This is a genomic window from Gordonia sp. GONU, from assembly GCF_024733855.1.
GTDB classification, from domain to species: Bacteria; Actinomycetota; Actinomycetes; order Mycobacteriales; family Mycobacteriaceae; genus Gordonia; species Gordonia amicalis.
The window spans coordinates 1-16,710 of record NZ_JANRHB010000035.1 but is presented as its reverse complement, the minus strand read 5'-3'; the positions used below and the strand labels follow the sequence as shown (position 1 = coordinate 16,710).

Annotated in this window: 5 protein-coding genes and 1 pseudogene; 4 read left to right on the top strand and 2 right to left on the bottom strand. The window is 68.9% G+C overall.

Translation table 11 applies throughout. The annotated features are described in order from the left end of the window. Positions 1-207: 207 nt before the first annotated feature. Positions 208-327 (top strand): annotated as a pseudogene (locus NWF34_RS21430) (MBL fold metallo-hydrolase); the annotation flags it as partial. Between the two features lie 24 nt (positions 328-351). On the opposite strand, the gene NWF34_RS21425 reads toward NWF34_RS21430, so the two are convergent. Continuing rightward, positions 352-1,854, bottom strand: a complete 1,503-nt coding sequence (locus NWF34_RS21425; RefSeq protein ID WP_258326021.1) for an RDD family protein — start codon at positions 1,852-1,854, stop codon at positions 352-354. 652 nt (positions 1,855-2,506) lie between these two features. Between NWF34_RS21425 and NWF34_RS21420 the strand changes: the two genes are divergently transcribed. From NWF34_RS21420 to NWF34_RS21410, 3 genes are all read left to right on the top strand, one after another. Beyond that, the gene (locus tag NWF34_RS21420) at positions 2,507-3,580 is read left to right on the top strand and encodes a DoxX family protein (RefSeq protein WP_024499510.1); all 1,074 of its coding nucleotides are present in this window, start codon (positions 2,507-2,509) and stop codon (positions 3,578-3,580) included. 91 nt (positions 3,581-3,671) lie between these two features. Beyond that, the gene (locus tag NWF34_RS21415; RefSeq protein ID WP_159406237.1) at positions 3,672-4,325 is read left to right on the top strand and encodes a hypothetical protein; all 654 of its coding nucleotides are present in this window, start codon (positions 3,672-3,674) and stop codon (positions 4,323-4,325) included. Continuing rightward, on the top strand, positions 4,322-6,703 hold the full coding sequence (locus NWF34_RS21410) for an AAA family ATPase (protein ID WP_024499508.1): 2,382 nt from the start codon (positions 4,322-4,324) through the stop codon (positions 6,701-6,703). Before NWF34_RS21415 ends, NWF34_RS21410 begins: the two co-directional genes overlap by 4 nt. Here NWF34_RS21410 and NWF34_RS21405 read toward each other — a convergent pair. Next, a partial coding sequence (locus tag NWF34_RS21405) for a non-ribosomal peptide synthetase (RefSeq protein WP_258326020.1) occupies positions 6,675-16,710 on the bottom strand: 10,036 nt, incomplete at its 5' end. The genes NWF34_RS21410 and NWF34_RS21405 overlap by 29 nt on opposite strands.

Here is a 16,710-nt window from a genome sequence, read left to right as displayed (position 1 = left end):
CCACGACGCTGGGGGTTAGTGTCGCCGACGCCAACCCGACTGCGGAGCCTCGCGACGGCGGCCCCTGTTACGCGCATGAGTTCGGCAGAGACTCACCCGACGGCGAACTCTACTGTTCCGGATTGACCAACAGCTGGCAGAACCGTTCCGATCGCGCCAGGGTGGTACACATCGGTGACCCTTGTTCGAAATTGGGCCTGCGAGGCCCAGGACGTCTCCACCAAGCTGTTCGACCGCTTCCCCTATCGACCGTCGTCTACCCGGGACACGGCAACGCTCGGCGCCGAACGCGCCTCGGCGCCGGAGGGGCGCGAGCGCCGCTGGTGACAACCCGGGCGACCCTAGAGACGACTAGGGTGATTCGCGCCAGAACTCGAGCATCGGTTCTCGGCCCAACTCCTCGCCGCCCTGCGTGATCGTCAGCGACTCGATGTCGATCACGTATCGGACGTCTCCGTTCGTGACGATGTACCCGCGTTCGGTTAGCAGCGGGTCGTCAATTTCGATAAGCCCCATATCACTGAGCCGCACACCCTTGTAATAGAGACGGCCACCGTCTGACCGGCAGACGATGACAAGCGATTCCGGTGTCCGACCGAGAAGTACGGCCCGGTCGGTGTTGTCGCAGGTTCCTCCGGTGACCCCTTCGAATCCTCGGACACTGGTCCCCGGGATGGTCGGTTCCGACTCCTCAGTCGACGGGGCGCGGTTGTCCGGCATTGTGTTGGTAGGCGCCGCCGTCCGATGCGCCGGCGACGCAGCGGTGGATTCTCGGTCCGGGCCCGAGGAACGAGCCTCATTCGCCACTTGGACACCGACGTCGGCGAGCGCGACACAGAACATCAGGACGGGCACTGCCGCCGCCCCGAGAATCCACGGTGCGAGCTTCGGACGGCGAACCGGCGCACGTGCGTCACCCTTCGATGCCAGGACCACCCGGGTCTCGCCGAGTCTGCTCTGCAGCCCCTCGCTCGTGGGATGTTGATCGGGGTTTCCGTGCAATTCGACAGCCAGCGCCGCCAGCACGATCAGGTAGACCGGGAGCAGGAGGAACAGTCCGTGAACCCAGTTCCGTCGAAACGCTTCCGACAGTGACGGCAGGCCACCAGGACCAACCACGCGCAGCCCGAGCAGCCACTTGCCTGCGGTGCGTCCTGTGTAGGCCTCGGACAGGGCGAAGTAGAACATCGGTGCCACCACGATGATTACCGCAGCCCCGATGTACCAGGTGAGTCGGGCTGCGGTGCTCTCCAGCAACGTCGAAGCGACGATCTCGGTGACAACAATGACCACCACGAATCCGAGGCCCAACAGCACCCAGTCCGACCCGAACGCCGCTGCCCTGGACCCGAGCGAGGACGCCGTGCCGGGTGCGCGCGGTTTCTGCCTCAGGACGGGCGCGGGTCGCCCTTGTCTCGGGCGGTTGAACTCTGCGGCGCGTCGCGTGGGTGCTACCACGGGAACCTCAGGCGCGGCTCTCGTTTTGATGATGTCGATAACCAGGGCGGCAGCAGCCAGGCCGATCAGGACCAGGCTGAGAGCACACGAGAGGACCAGTCCGCTGCCGGCCGAGAAGTCCCCGTCATACCAGCCCGGGTCGTCATCAAACACCGCCGTCCTCGGGTTGAGGATCTGAGAAACCGAGACCACAAAACCGACAAGCGCAAGAACCGCCACTCCGATCGCGCTCCCGAGGCGGAAACGGGTGCGCAGATATCCGAGGCCGACGGCAGCGATCAGGAAACCGACAATGAGCGCCCACACTCCGGCACGTCCGGTGGCCTCTTCGAGCGCGTCCGCTGCGTTCCCCTCGACAAACTCGGCGGTCTGAGGGTCGACATCTTTCACCGCCACAGTCGCCTCACCGAGTCCGTTCAAGGATGCGGTCGCAACGAGGCGCGTTCCATCGTCAAAGAACGAGGCGCTGACGTGTCCCCATTCCATGCTGACCGAAACGGCGAGAGCGATCCCACCCACCGCGATCGCCGTACCCAACAACCACCTAGGCGTCCCCACCAAGACTGGATCGGTCTCTGAAGACGGAGCGGGCTGTTGTTCCCATCCGGAAGCAGTCCAATGATGATCACCCAACGTTTGCTCCCTTCATGTGCCATGTGCGATGTGCAGCGGCATCGAGTCGGTCAGCGACCCGGGATCATCTGTCACTACCCGTCGCCTCGACGAGAGAAACGCGGTACGCGCACGGCGCTCAGCGGCTGGTGACATTCCGGTTGACCCACCCCCGTTCCGTAAACCCGACCCTTCGGAGGGGGTGGGTTTACGGAACTGGGGTGGGTGTGCGTCAGGTTTGAGCCTCGCCCCCTCCGGATACCTGGTTCTCGAAGCGCTCTGTCAAACGTGACCCCGGGATCCCGATGTTCCCGACCGGATCACGAAGAGTCGATTCACCTGCATGGATCCGGAGGGCGGGTAGCGTTGATCAGGCACAAACGCGCTGTACCCAGACGGATCTCGAACCGCACTCGATCGAAGAAGGTTGTGACCGATGATTCTCCGCCGTATCGCCCGCCCGCTCCTCGCGTCTGCGTTCGTCGCCAGTGGCGTCGACGCCATCCGGAGCCCGAAACCGATCGCGCAGTCCGCGGCGCCGCTCGTCGACAAGGCACGCACCGCCCTCCCGCCGGAAGTCGCGGACAAGGTCCCGGAGAACACCGAGACCCTCGTGCAGATCAACGCCGCGGCGCAGATCGGTGGCGGCATCCTGCTGGCGACCGGCAAGTTCCCGCGTCTCGCCTCGGTGGTGCTGGTCGGCACGCTGATCCCGACGACAGCCGCCGGCACGGACTTCTGGAACGAGGCCGATCCGGTCCGCAAGGAAGCTCAGCGCAACGCATTCATCAAGAACGTCGGCCTGCTCGGTGGCGTGCTGCTGGCGGCGGTGGACACCGAGGGCAAGCCGTCGCTCGCGTGGCGCGGCCGGCAGAAGGCCACCGCGGTGGCTGCTGCGCTGCCCATCGGCGCGTCCGCCGGATCGTCGGCCTGGGAGACCTTCGTCGAGCGCACCCACGAAGGGGCTGAGGTCGTCGGCGAGCGGTCCGCGGAGGCAGGCGAACTCCTGAGCAAGGGCGCACACCTCGTCTCCGAACGTTCGGTGGACGCCGCAGCGAAGTTCCGCGAGCATGCACCGGAGATCGCCGAAGTGGCGCAGAAGCGCTCCGCAGAGTTCGCGGGTAAGGCCGCCGATACTGCCGCTGAGGTCGCCGAACGTATCCGGGATCGCGCACCAGTGCTCGCCGATGCCGCGGTGGGACGTTCGTCAGACCTGGCTGAGACCGCCCGCAAACGCGGGCCGGAGCTGGCAAAGCAGGCCAAGAAGGCCCAGAAGAAGGCTACGAAGCAGGCGAAGAAGAACGCCCCGAAGATCGCCGACGCCGCCCGGGACCGCTCGGCCGAACTCGCCGAACTCGCCCGGGACCGCTCGGCCGAGTTCGCCGAACTCGCCCGCGCCCGTTCGGCCGAACTCGCCGAGTCCGCACGGCAACTCGCGGCCGCCGCCGAGGAAACCGCATCGCACACCGCGGACGAAGGTCGCAAGCGCTGGCGCAAGGCGCGCGGCTGACCGTCCTGCCCGGTAGCCGGATGCGAGTACGACGCTGACCACCACCGATCACCACGCGGACGCGGCACACCCTCCAGAGAACTATCCCTGGGTGTCCGCGTCCGTTGTGGTCGATCACGTCCCATCGCTCCCGCCTCCGGGTACGCGTCTGGTGGTCGCGGTCGGTTCGAACGCGGCGCCGAGCGTCCTCCGCCGCAAACTCGGACACCTCGACGCTGCCGGCCTCCTCCACCTCCGGCGTGTGCGGGTCGCCAACATCACAGTCGGTCACTCCGCCCACGTCGCAGTCCGCGGATACATCCCTGCGGCACCTGTTCGCACAGCTCACGGCACATGGGAAACGGTGGCGGCCTGGCTGTCACCGCTCCAGACCGAGGCGCTGGACCTGACCGAACCCAACTACGATCGACGGACAGTGAACACGCACGACCATCCCCTCATTCTCGGAGACCCTCGGCTGCCCCACGACGGTCCCGCCACTCCGGACGAGTTCGACATCTACGTGTCGCGTCACGGAGTCCTCGCCGACCCCGCGACGGGAACGCCGCTGCCGTTCGGCAGCCAGGCACGCGTCGTCGGATGGCTGGACCAGCATCTGCACGACCCCGGCCTTCAGGGTTCGACGCCACAGGTCTGCGCGCGACTGGCGACCCCGGACCACGCGGCACGGATCACCGGGCTGATCAAGGACGCCGGGCTGGCACGGCCGGGGTGGCCCGTCGACGCGCGCGGAGGTGTGGCGTGACCGCCTTGTCCCCAGACACCGACACCGACTCGCGGATCAGCGAGGAACAGGAGCACCTCGATCGGGTGTACGGCCGTCTCGACCGGATGCGGCAGACCACCCAGCGGCGCCTGTCGTCGACCCTGAGCGAGCGCGGCGGAACCCCGCAGGCACGGTCGGAACGTGAGTCCTACGAGCGGATGTACAACGAGGATCTCGCGAAATTCGATGCCGCCGAACACAACCTGTACTTCGGCCGCCTCGACCTCGACGACGGCGAGATCCGGCGGATCGGTCGCATCGGTGTCCTCGACGACGGTCTGGGAGACGACGGGACGCACGACCACACCGCGACCGACGCGACGCTGCTGCTCGACTGGCGGGCCCCACTCGCACGCCCCTTCTACCTGGCCACGCCGGCCGCCCCCGAGGACGTCGCCCGCCGTCGCCACATCCGGACCCGCAGCCGCAGGGTCCGCGGGGTCAGCGACGAATCACTGACCGCCGGCGACGCCCTGCTCGACGACTTCGGCCACGGCGACGTCGTCAACGAATCCGCTCTCGTCGCCGCCCTGAACGCGGCGCGCACCGGCGAGATGACCGACATCGTCGAGACCATCCAGCGCGAGCAGGACCTCATCATCCGGTCGACACACCGCGGTGTGACGGTCATCCAGGGCGGTCCGGGCACCGGCAAGACGGCCGTCGCGCTGCACCGTGCCGCGTACTTGCTGTACACGCACCGCGAGATCCTCTCACGCAGTGGCATTCTCATCATCGGACCGAACGACGACTTCCTCAGCTACATCGGCCAGGTCCTGCCGTCGCTCGGCGAATCCGGCGTCCTGCTATCGACGATCGGCGACCTGTTCCCCGGCGTGCGGGCACGGAGCGAGGACCCGCGGTTCACCGCCGGCGTCAAGGGCGGGCTCCGGATGGTCGACGTCCTCAAACGCGCTGTGCGCGCGAAGCAGTCGTTGCCGTCCCGTCCCGAACCGGTGGACTTCGACGGCTATCGGGTCGAGATCGACTCCGCCCTGATCAAGGCGGCGCGTGCCAAGGCCCGTGCGACCCGGCGTGCACACAACCAGTCCCAGAGGGCCTTCCTGAAGGCCGGCCTCGCCGAACTCGCGGCGCGGCACGCCTCGACCATCGGCTCCAGTCTGCTCGACGGTTCTCAGCTCCTGAGCCCCGCCGACATCTCCGACATCCGCGACGACATGAGCGGCGACCCCGACATCCGCGCGGCGCTGCTGAAATACTGGCCCACCCTGACTCCGCAGGACATGTTGCGCGAGCTGTTCACCGACGAGCGTGCGATCCGCAAGGCCACGCCCGGCTGGTCCGACGCGGACCGGGCGGCCCTGCTGCGTGAACCGCGCACGTACTCGACCACCGGGGACGACTTCTCCCCCGCCGACGTGCCGCTGCTCGACGAGTTGGCCGAACTCATCGGGTACGGCACCGACGACGCCGAACGTGCCGAGCGCGCCCGCTGGCGTCGCCGGCTCGCCGAGGCCCAGGACGCACTCGACATCCTGACCGGTTCGGCCCCACAGGATCTCGAGGACGAGCTCGATCCCGAGATCCTGATGGCCTACGACCTGATCGACGCCGAACAGCTGGCGTCGCGCCAGACCGAGACCCGGCGCGCCACCACCGCCGAACGCGCCTACGGCGACCGCACCTGGACCTTCGGCCATGTGATCGTCGACGAGGCACAGGAGCTCTCGCCGATGGCGTGGCGGATGGTGATGCGCCGCATCCCGAACCGATGGATGACCATCATCGGTGACACCGCACAGACCTCCGACGAGGCGGGAACCCGGTCGTGGGGTGACGTGCTCGAGCCCTACGTCGCCAAGCGCTGGCAGTTCAAGGAACTGTCGGTGAACTACCGGACGCCCAGCGAGATCATGACCTACGCCGCGCGTGTCCTCGACGAGATCGGCAACGGTGAGACCGCGCCGACCTCGTTGCGCAGCAACGGTGTCGAGCCGGTCGCGATCCCGGTGACCGATGCCGGGGATGCGCAGAGCATCGCGACCGGTGTCCTGCGTGCCGTCGACCTGGCCGAACCCCAGGGGCTCACGGCGGTCGTCGTCCCGGACGCCCTTCTCGATGCGGTGAACGCCGCGCTGGACCCGGACGCATTCGACGCGACTGACGTCGAGACCCCGAAGGTCTACACGGTCCGGACCTGTAAGGGTCTCGAGTTCGACACCACGATCGTCGTCGAACCGGCCGCGATCATCGCGCAGTCACCGCGGGGTCTCAGCGATCTGTACGTCGCACTGACCCGCGCGACGCAGCGACTCGTGGTCGTTCACGGCGACCCTCTTCCCAAGGTGCTCTCCGACCTGCCGGCCGTCACCGGCGCCGTGACTCCGCGTCGTTGAGCGCCGCGTCGATCCGCGGACCGAACTCCGCCAGCGCCTGGCTGCCGACGATCCCGAGGTGGTCGGTGTCGATGTCGATGCGGGTGATGTCACCCCTCAGGTAGTGCGCCCAGCGGTTGGGCGCCTCGTCGGTCGAGTCCTCCTCGCCGTCGGTGGCGACGACGAGCATCGCGTCGCCGTCGTAGGGTCGCGGCCGGTGGGCGATGGTGCGTTCCGCAGAACTCGTCATACGCTGCAGCATCCGGTCGAAGGATTCCGCATCGAGCAGGCCGAGTCCGATGGCCTTGTCCCGGATCGCGGCCGCGATGGTCTCCGGCGCGACGGACCCCGGATGGGCGGGGTCGACGAGCTCGTCCACGTCGATGACCGCTCGCCAGCCGCCGAGCAGCTCGGCGGCCAGCTCACGCGCATCGATGTCCAGCGACATCTCCCCGTCGTCGGTCCAGACGGTCGCCGGCTCGGCATCGTCGGCCGGGAAGCTGTCGAGCAATCCGAGGACGCCGACTTCCGCACCGCGCAAACGCAGTTCGACGGCCATTTCCTGCGCGATGAGACCGCCGATCGACCAACCCACGAGATGGTACGGGCCGTCGGGGGCGATGCGCCGGATCTCGTCGACGTAGCGCACGGCCAGGTCGTGCACGGTGGCGTCGGGGAGGTCGCCGGCCACCACGTACGGGTCCTGGAGTCCGTACACCGGCCGGTCGTCGAGGTGGGGTGCGAGACCGCCGAACAACCACGCCAACCCGTCTGCGGGATGCACACAGAAGACCGGGCTCCGCTTTCCCTCGCGCCGCAGCGGCACGACGACTCCGCCGTTTGCCGCAGCGGTGGGGCCACCGGCGCGTTCCGGGTCGCGGTGTGCGGCCAGCCGCGCACCGAGATCGCGAGGAGTCGGCCCGGCGAACACCCAGGCGACCTCGACCGGAAGGCCGGTGCGGCGGCGGAGTTCCGCGACGAGCCGCACCGCGGACAGTGATGTTCCGCCGACGTCGAAGAATCCCTGGACCGCGGTCGTGACCGGGACGCCGGTGACTCCGGACATGCACTCGGCGACGAGCACCTCCCACTCTCCGACCGGCGCCTCGGGCCGCTCCGGGACATCCGCATCGCGAGCGGCAGTGCCGATCATCGTCGACATCCGCGCATGGTCGGGCCGTCCGTCGTCATCGACCGGGATCTCGTCGACGATCGTCAGTGTCGACGGAACACAATGCGGGGCAATGCTTTCCACGGCAGATCGACGAAGATCGTCCGCCGTGATGTCGGCGTCGACGCTCACCCAACCGTGGATCTCGACACCGGCGGCGCACGGTATCGAGACGACGCCACTCGACCGCACACCGTCGAGATCGGCGAGCATCCTCTCGACCTGGTCGAGATCGACCCGCAACCCACCGATCCGGGCCTGACGGTCGAGGCGGCCGAGAACCTCGATCCGCGGTCCGCCACCGTCTTCCAGCCACCGTGCGAGCAGTCCGGTCGAGGAATCGTCCGACGTCGCGTCGGATCTACGCAGTTCACCGGGGATCCGCGGCGGCAGGAGTCGCCCGGCGGGATCGACGACGACGCCCGGTGCATCCGGAGAACGGAGTCGACGACGGTCGTCGTCGGTGACCAGATCGATCTCACCCAGATCCGTGGCGGTCGGGACGTCCGCGGTGATCGCATCGACCATGCGATGGAAGACGTCGCGGAACACCGCGACCGTCTCCGGATCGAAGAGCCCTGCCGCGTAGTCGATCTCACCGGCGATGACCATCCCGTCGACGGTGTTCGTCTCGGCGAGTCCGAGAGTCAGGTCGACCTTCGCCGGCGGCGGGCCGGGATCGACCGGTTGCACACGCAACCCGTCTACCTCACCCAACTGTGCGAGGGGCAGTTCGGCTGACCCGCCGGTGGTGTCCGCGAGGTAGTTGATCATGACCTGGACGAGAGGTGCGTGCGCTGTCGACCGTACCGGGGTGAGACGCTCGACGAGCGTCTCGAACGGGATGTCCGCGTGGGCGAACGCCGCCGCATCCGTCTCCCGCACCTGCTCGAGCAGATCGGCGACGGTGTCGTCGGGACCGAACGTCGTGCGCAGGACGACGGTGTTGATGAACATGCCGATCATCCGCGCGGTCGCGGCCTGCCCACGACCCGACACCGCGGCACCGATGCTGACGTCGTCGACGTCGGCGAGTCTGGCCAGGGTCGCGGCGAATGCGGCATGGCACACCATGAACGGCGTCACGCCGGACGCTCGTGCGGCGCGGGCGACCGCGCTGCTGCGTTCCGGGCCGAGATCGATCGGCAGTCGCCCGCCCCGATGGTCGACCACGGGCGGCCGCGGACGGTCCGTGGGGAGATCGAGCGCCGCCGGGATGCCGCCGAGCACCGTGGACCAGTAGTCGAACTGGGCTGCCATCAGCGAGGTCGGGTCGTCAAGGTCGCCGAGGGTCTCGCGCTGCCACAGGGTGTGGTCGGTGTAGCCGACCGGCAGCGGGTCCGGCACCGGGAGGTCGGTTCCCGCCGTGTGCTGTCGGTATCCACCCAACAGTTCCGTGGTCAGGATCTGCAGGGAGGCTGCGTCACCGGCGATGTGATGGATCACCACGACGACGCGGTAGCCGCCCTCGATGGTGGCCGTCGCGACCCGGATCGGCAGTTCGGTGGTGACGTCGAATCCCTCGCCGCAGAGGGCCATCGCATCGTCGATCCCGGTTGCCTCGTCCCACCGCAGAAGGGCGGCCGCCGCACTTGCGTCGACGACGAGCTGTTCGGGCACACCGTCGTGCGACATCGGGTACACGGTTCGCAGAGGTTCATGGCGTGCCACGACGTCGAGCAGGGCCGCACGCAGCGCGTCGAGGTCCGGGTCGCCGTGGACATCGAAGGCGACGGGCATGTTGTACACCGGCGACGTCACGTCGAACTGGTTGATGAACCAGATCCGTTGCTGCGCATACGACAGCGGAATCCGGTCCGGACGCGGCCGGTGGCGCAGCGGTTGAGCCGCGAGTCGCCGCTGGGTCAACGTCCGGGCGAGCTCTCGGACGGTCGGTGCACGGAAGATGTCGCGGATGTCGATGTCGACGCCGAGACGTTCGGCGACGCCGGCCACGACGCGCATCGCGGCGAGCGAGTGTCCGCCGAGGTCGAAGAACGACACCGTCACCGAGACCTCGTCGACCGCCAGGACATCGGCGAAGACCCCCGCGAGGGCACGTTCGATCCCGTCGGCCGGCGGGACGACTTCGGTCGTCACCGCGGTCGGTGCAGGCAGGGCCCGGCGGTCGAGCTTGCCGGTGGACGTCAGCGGAACCTCGTCCAGGACCACCCACTGGGTCGGTCGCATGTACTGCGGCAGGGTCTCGCCCACGCGTGTCCGCACCGCGTCGAGGTCGACGTCGCCGGCGAGGTATCCGACGAGGACCTCACCCGAGGCTCCGCTGCGCACGGTGACCGCGACGTGGCTGATTCCGCTGATCCGGGCGAGGATCGACTCGATCTCCGCCAGCTCGATGCGTTGCCCGCGGAGCTTCACCTGGAAGTCGGCGCGACCGAGGTACTCGAGTTCGCCTGTCGCGTTCCACCGCACCAGATCTCCGGTCCGGTACAGCCGGCCACCCCGGCCGCCGGTGGGATCCGCGACGAATCGTTCGGCGGTGAGATCCGGTCGGGAGGCGTATCCGCGGGCCAGCTGGCCGCCGCCGACGTAGAGTTCGCCGATGACCCCGATCGGCGTGGGCTGCAGCCGGTCGTCCAGGACCCAGGTCGTGGTGTTCGCGATCGGCCGGCCGATCGGGACCGTCACGTCGTCGGGCCGGAGCCGGTGTGCGGTGACCTCGACCGCGGCCTCGGTGGGCCCGTACAGGTTGTCCACGCGCGCATCGGGGACGAGGGCACGCATCGCATGCGCGGTGGCCGCGGGCAGCGCTTCACCCGAGGCGTGGACACGGCGCAACGACGCCAGGGCCGCACGCCGCCGAACGTCGTCTCCGACGTACTCGACGAAAGCCGCCATCATCGACGGCACGAAGTGGATCGACGTGATCCGCCGTCGCCGGACCTCGTCCAGAACGTAGGCCGGGTCGATGTGCCTGCCGTCTTCGGCGATCACCAGCCTGGCTCCGGCCATCAGCGGCGCGAACAGCTCCGGCACCGACACGTCGAAGGTGGCCGGGGTCTTCAGCATCACCACGTCGTCGGCACTCAGGGGTTCCCGGACGTGCATCCACGCGAGCCGGTTGAGCACCGCTCGGTGACTCACCGTGACCCCCTTGGGCGTTCCCGTCGAACCCGAGGTGAACAACGTGTAGAGCGCGTTGTCCGGATTCACCACCCGACGGAATGCGGTGCGGGACACCTCGGCGACATGGGCTTCCGCGACCGGGGTTTCCGAGTCGACGACCAGCACCTCCGGCGCGACGCCGACCAGGACCTCGGGCCGCGGGTCGGCGGCCAGGATCACCGAGATCGACGCGGCGTCGATCATGGCCGCAAGACGTTCCGGTGGCGTCGCCGGATCGATGACGACATAACCACCACCGGCGGCGACCACGCCGTGGATCGCCAGGACGAGCTCGACGGACCGCGGGATGCACACGCCCACGGCGAAATCCGGCTCGACGCCGTGGTCCGCCAACCGGTGCGCCAGGGCGGACACCCGGGCGGTGAACTCCGCGTACGTCAAGGTCCGCTCGCCCGCCACCAGCGCGACCGCATCCGGTGCACGTCGGGCCGCCACGTCGACGGCATCGGAGACGGTCGACCAGGGCACGGACAGTTGCGGACCGGAGACCAGTTCGGCGATCCGTGCGCGTTCGGCATCGTCGGCGAGATCGATCTCGCCGACCGGCCGATCATCGATCTCGTGTGCGGTGAGCGCCTCGAGCACCCGTACCAGCCGCGTGATCATCACCTCGATCGTCGACGCGTCGAACAAGTCGGTGGCATAGACGATCTCGACCGGCCAGGCCCCACCCGTGTCGACGGTGACCGCCACCGTCATGTCGAGCTGCGTCGTCCCGGTGGACACCGCGATCGGGTCCAGCCGGAGTGCACCGAGCGCCCCGGCCGTCGCCGTGGTGCCGGCTCCGCCGGCGGTCGCCGGGGTGGCGGATGCGTGCAGCACCGACAACATCACCTGACTCAGCGGGGCGAACGCCTCCGACCGTGCCGGGGACAGCCGGTCCACGAGGTAGTCGAACGGCACATCCGCGCGGGCGAGCGCGTTGACGTCGTCGATCCGGACGCGGTCCAGGAAGTCGCGGACGTCGAGGGCCGGGTCGACCTCGCTGCGCAGGACCAGGGTGTTGACGAACATGCCGACCAGGTCGTCGAGATGCGCGTGGCCACGACCGGCGACCGGTGTGCTGATCGCGATGTCACGGCTCGCCGACAGCCGGGCCAGCAGGATCGCCAGCGCCGCATGGATCGTCATGAAGTCGGTGATCCCGCGGTCCCGGGACGAGGCCGAGATGCGAGCGGCGAGGTCGGCCGGGATCGCCGCGGTCACGCGTCCCCCACGCTGGGAGGCGACCGGGGGCCGCGGACGGTCCGTCGGCAACGGGAGGAGGTCGGGCAGGCCCGACAACCGGTTGACCCAGTACCCGACCTGCGTCCCGAGGACCGAGTCCGACGCGTTGACGTCGCCGAGTGTCTGTCGTTGCCACAGTGCGTGGTCGGCGAACTGGACCGGGAGTTCGGTGAACGCCGGTGGATGTCCTTCGGCGCGCGCGCGATACGCGGTCCACAGATCGGACAGCACCGGTCGCATCGACTCGCCGTCGGCCGCGATGTGGTGGACCAGGATCACCAGGATGTGTTCGGCGTCGTCCGTTTCGCCACCCCGGGCCACGCCCAGAAGCCGCACACGCAAAGGGATCTCGGTGGTGATGTCGAACCCGGGCGGACCGAGCATGGTGGACAGCTCCCCCATGTCAGCGGAGATGAGCGAGTCGGCGGCCACGGTGTCGGAATCCCACCGCAACGCCGCGCGGGCGTCGTCGACGGTCAGGATTCGCTGGAAGGGTTCACCCGCGTCGGCGGGGAAGACGGTCCGCAGGATCTCGTGCCGCGCGAGCACATCGACAACGGCGTCGAACAGCGCCGACGAATCGAGCGCACCGCGCAGCCGCACGGCCATCGGGATGGTGTAGGCGGCCGAATCCGGTTCGAAACGGTTGAGGAACCAGAGACGTTGCTGCGCATACGACAGCGGGATCCGAGCGGGCCGATCGACGACTCGGACCAGTGGTGCCGGTGGTGGTTCGGAGTCGTATGCGGTGTCGATGCGGCGGGCGAGTCTGCGCACCGTCGTGAACTCGAAGATGTCGCGGACACCCAGCCGGACGCCGAATCGATCTCCGGCACGCGCGCTCAACCTGGTCGCCGACAACGAGTTTCCGCCGATGTCGAAGAAATCCGCGGTGGCCGAGACCTTCTCGAGGCCGAGGACGTCAGCAACGATCGCGGCGAGGATTCGCTCGGTGTGACCCGACGGCGGAGTGTGGGCGCCGGCCGCGTCGTCGGTGTCGATCTCCGGCAACCGGCCGCGGTCGATCTTCCCGACGGGATTGCGCGGGAGTTCGTCGAGGACACAGAGACGCGCGGGAACCATGTACGGCGGCAGCTGTGCGGCCAGATGCTCGCGGAGGTGCGCGATCTCGAGGCCGACGCCCGGAACGGAGGGTTCGACGTAACCCGCCAGCTCGGTGACCGGGTCGCCCACGCCGACGACCACGGCGTTGCGGACGGCCGGGTGAGCCGTCAGGGTCGCCTCGATCTCCCCGAGCTCCAGTCGCTGACCTCGCAGCTTCACCTGGAAGTCGCTCCGTCCGACGTAGGTCAGTTCGCCGGTGCGCGAACGACGGACGAGATCGCCGGTGCGATACATCCGGGTACCCGGTGATCCGAACGGTGCCGGCACGAAACGCTCCGCCGTCAGCGCCGGCCGTTCGTGGTAACCGCGGGCGAGCTCACCACCGGCGAGGTACAGCTCGCCGACGACGCCGGGCGGCACCGCATGGAGTCGCCCGTCGAGGACGTGTGCGGTGACGCCGGGTACGGGACGACCCAGCCGGACCGACTCGTCGACGCCGATCGCCGGCGAGGTGACGCTGATGATGGTCGTCTCGGTGGGCCCGTAACCGTTGTGGAAGGAGGTGTGGCCGGCCCACCGGTCCTTCTCGGCGTCGGGGACGGCTTCGCCGCCGACGAGCACGTTGGTGAACGGCAGCGACGCCGGATCGGGCAGTGAGGCGGCCACCGAGGTCACCAGGAACGCGTGCGTGGTGCGGTGCGTCGTGATGAACTCCGCCAGTTCGCGTCCGCCGTAGATCTCCGGCGGTACGACGACGAGGGTCGCCGCGCTGCCGTAGGCGCCCAGGACCTCGAGGATCGCGGCGTCGAAGGCGGGTGAGCTGATGCCCAGCCATCGGGACGACGGTCCCGAGCCGTGACGGTCGCGGAGCACCGCGGCCACTCCCGCCAGGCCACGGTGGGTGACCAGCACCCCCTTGGGCACACCGGTCGAACCGGAGGTGAAGATCATGTACGCACCGTCATCCGGGTGCACCGGGCGTCGAATCGAGGGCGGGCGCCGATGATCTCGGGACCGGAGTGCGGCGGCACGGTCGGCGTCGAGACGCAACCAGACCAGGTCCTCGCCGGCAGTCTCCACCGAGCCGTCGGTGAGACCCACCCGCGCGCGTGCCGCGCTCACCACGCGGGCAATGCGTTCAGCCGGATAGCGGGGATCGACCGGGCAGTACACCGCCCCGGTCTTGGCGACCGCCCACAGTGCGAGCTGTGCCCGTGCCGACCGTCCCAGCGCGCACACGACGACATCGTCCGGGCCGACGCCCTGCTCGACCAATTCGGCGGCGAGATGAGAACTGGCGTTGTCCAACTCGTCGTACGTCCAGGTACCGAGGTCATCGATGACGGCCGGGTGGTCGCCGCGCGACCGGACGGCGGCGGCGAACAGATCAGGAAGCAGCACGACGATCGGGTCCGGGTCACCGGAGCTCAGCGGACCCGAGTCCTCGTCTCCGGCGAGCAGGTCGAGATCGCCGACCGGCGTGGTCGTGTCGACCACCGCCGCGACCAGAAGCTTGACGAAGCGGTCGGCCAGACGCCGGACGTCGGCGTCGTCGTACAGGTCGGTGGCGTAGGTGAGGGTGCCGCGCCACGGGGCGCCCGCCACCGGATCGGTGCGGACCGCGACGGTGAGGTCGAACTTGGCGGAGTCGTCCGCGACGGACACCGGGCTGATGTCGAGACCGGCGAGTTCCGCTGACAGGTCGCCGGACAGCGTTGCGGTGTCGGCGACGTCGGAGGTCGTGAGAAGGACCTGGACGAGTGGTGCGTACGACTCCGCACGGGCGACGCCCAGTGCGTCGATCACCTCGTCGAAGGGAACGTCGGCGCGCGCGAGGGCGTCGAGGTCGCCGTCGCGGATCTCGCCGAGCAGGTCGGCGAAACCGGCTTCCGGCGCGACCCGGCTGCGCAGTGCGACGGTGTTGACGAACATGCCGATCAGGTCGTCGGTCTCGCCGTCGCGTCCCGCGGTGGCGGTGCCGATGACGATGTCTCCGCTCCCGGAGAGCCGGCCCAGCAGGGCCGCGAGGGCTGCGTGCAGCACCATGAACGTGCTGGTCCCGGTGGCACGTGCGAGCTCGTCGGCGGCCAGGGCGGTCCGGCCCGGGATGGTGAAGTCGACCGTGGCGCCGCGTGTCTCGCGGGTCGCCGGTCGCGGGTACGTGGTCGGGAGATCGAGGAGCGCGGGCGCGCCGGCGAGGTGGTCCGCCCACCACTGCCGCCGTGCGGCCGCGTTCGCGTCGCCGTGGCCGAGTTCCAGGACGTGATCGGCGTACTGGCGACGCAGCGGCGCCCAGTCCGGCGCGCGGCCGTCTCGCCGGGCGACGTAGGCGGTGAGCAGGTCTCGGGCCAGGACAGGGCCGGACGCCCCGTCGGCGGCGATGTGGTGGACTGCGATGACGAGCAGCGCACCATCCATCGCGTCGGAATGCAGGCGCGCCCGCAGCGGCCGGTCACGGGTCAGGTCGTACGGCACCGCGGTGACGGCCAGCGCCTCGGCGTCGGAATCGACGACCAGCCAGTCGAATTCCCCGTCGTCGGCGATGAGTTGATGCGGTCTGCCATCCGGTCCGATCGGATAGGTGGTCCGGAGGATCTCGTGCCGCGCGACCACATCACCGATCGCGGCGCGCACGTCCTCCGCGCGGACCCGTCCCCGAATCCGGAACCCGAACGGGATGACGTACGACGCGACCTCGGGTTCGTACTGGTTGATGAACCACATGCGACGTTGCGCACCGGAGAGCGGCAGGACCGCAGGCCGGGGCGACGGTCCGGACGGCCGCTCGTCCGTCGCGAAACCGGGTGCCGCGACGGCATCGTCCGACGCCTCGATGCGAGACGCGAGACCACGAACCGTCGGGTCGTCGAACACGTCACGAACGGTCACGGTGACACCGAGTGCACGTCCCAGTCGAGAGGCGAGACGGGTTGCCGCCAGGGAGTTCCCGCCGGCGTCGAAGAAGCTCGTACCGGCCGAGATCTCTTCGACGCCGAGGACGTCGGCGACGATCTCGGCGACGGCGGACTCGACGGGCGTGGCGGGGGCGACGTACTCGTCGGCTGCGAACTCCGGTAGCGGGAGTGCCTTGCGGTCGATCTTGCCGGCGGTGTTCGACGGCATCTCGTCGAGGATCACCCATGAGGTCGGACGCATGTAGCCGGGCAGTTTCTCGACAACGGTCCGGACGGTGTCGAGGTCGACGTCCGGACCGGTCAGGTGTGCGACGAGTTGTTCCCCGGCCGGCAGCTCCATGACGGACACCACGACCTGGGTCACCCCGGGTGCGGTCTGCAAGACCGACTCGATCTCCCCCAACTCGATCCGCTGCCCCCGCAACTTCACCTGAAAATCACTACGCCCCACATACTCCAACTCACCCACACCCGACCACCGCACCCGATCACCCGTCCGATAC

Excerpts from the sequence above, each read along its gene's own strand:
- NWF34_RS21420 (WP_024499510.1), top strand. The coding sequence starts at position 2,507 with ATGATTCTCCGCCGTATCGCCCGCCCGCTCCTCGCGTCTGCGTTCGTC.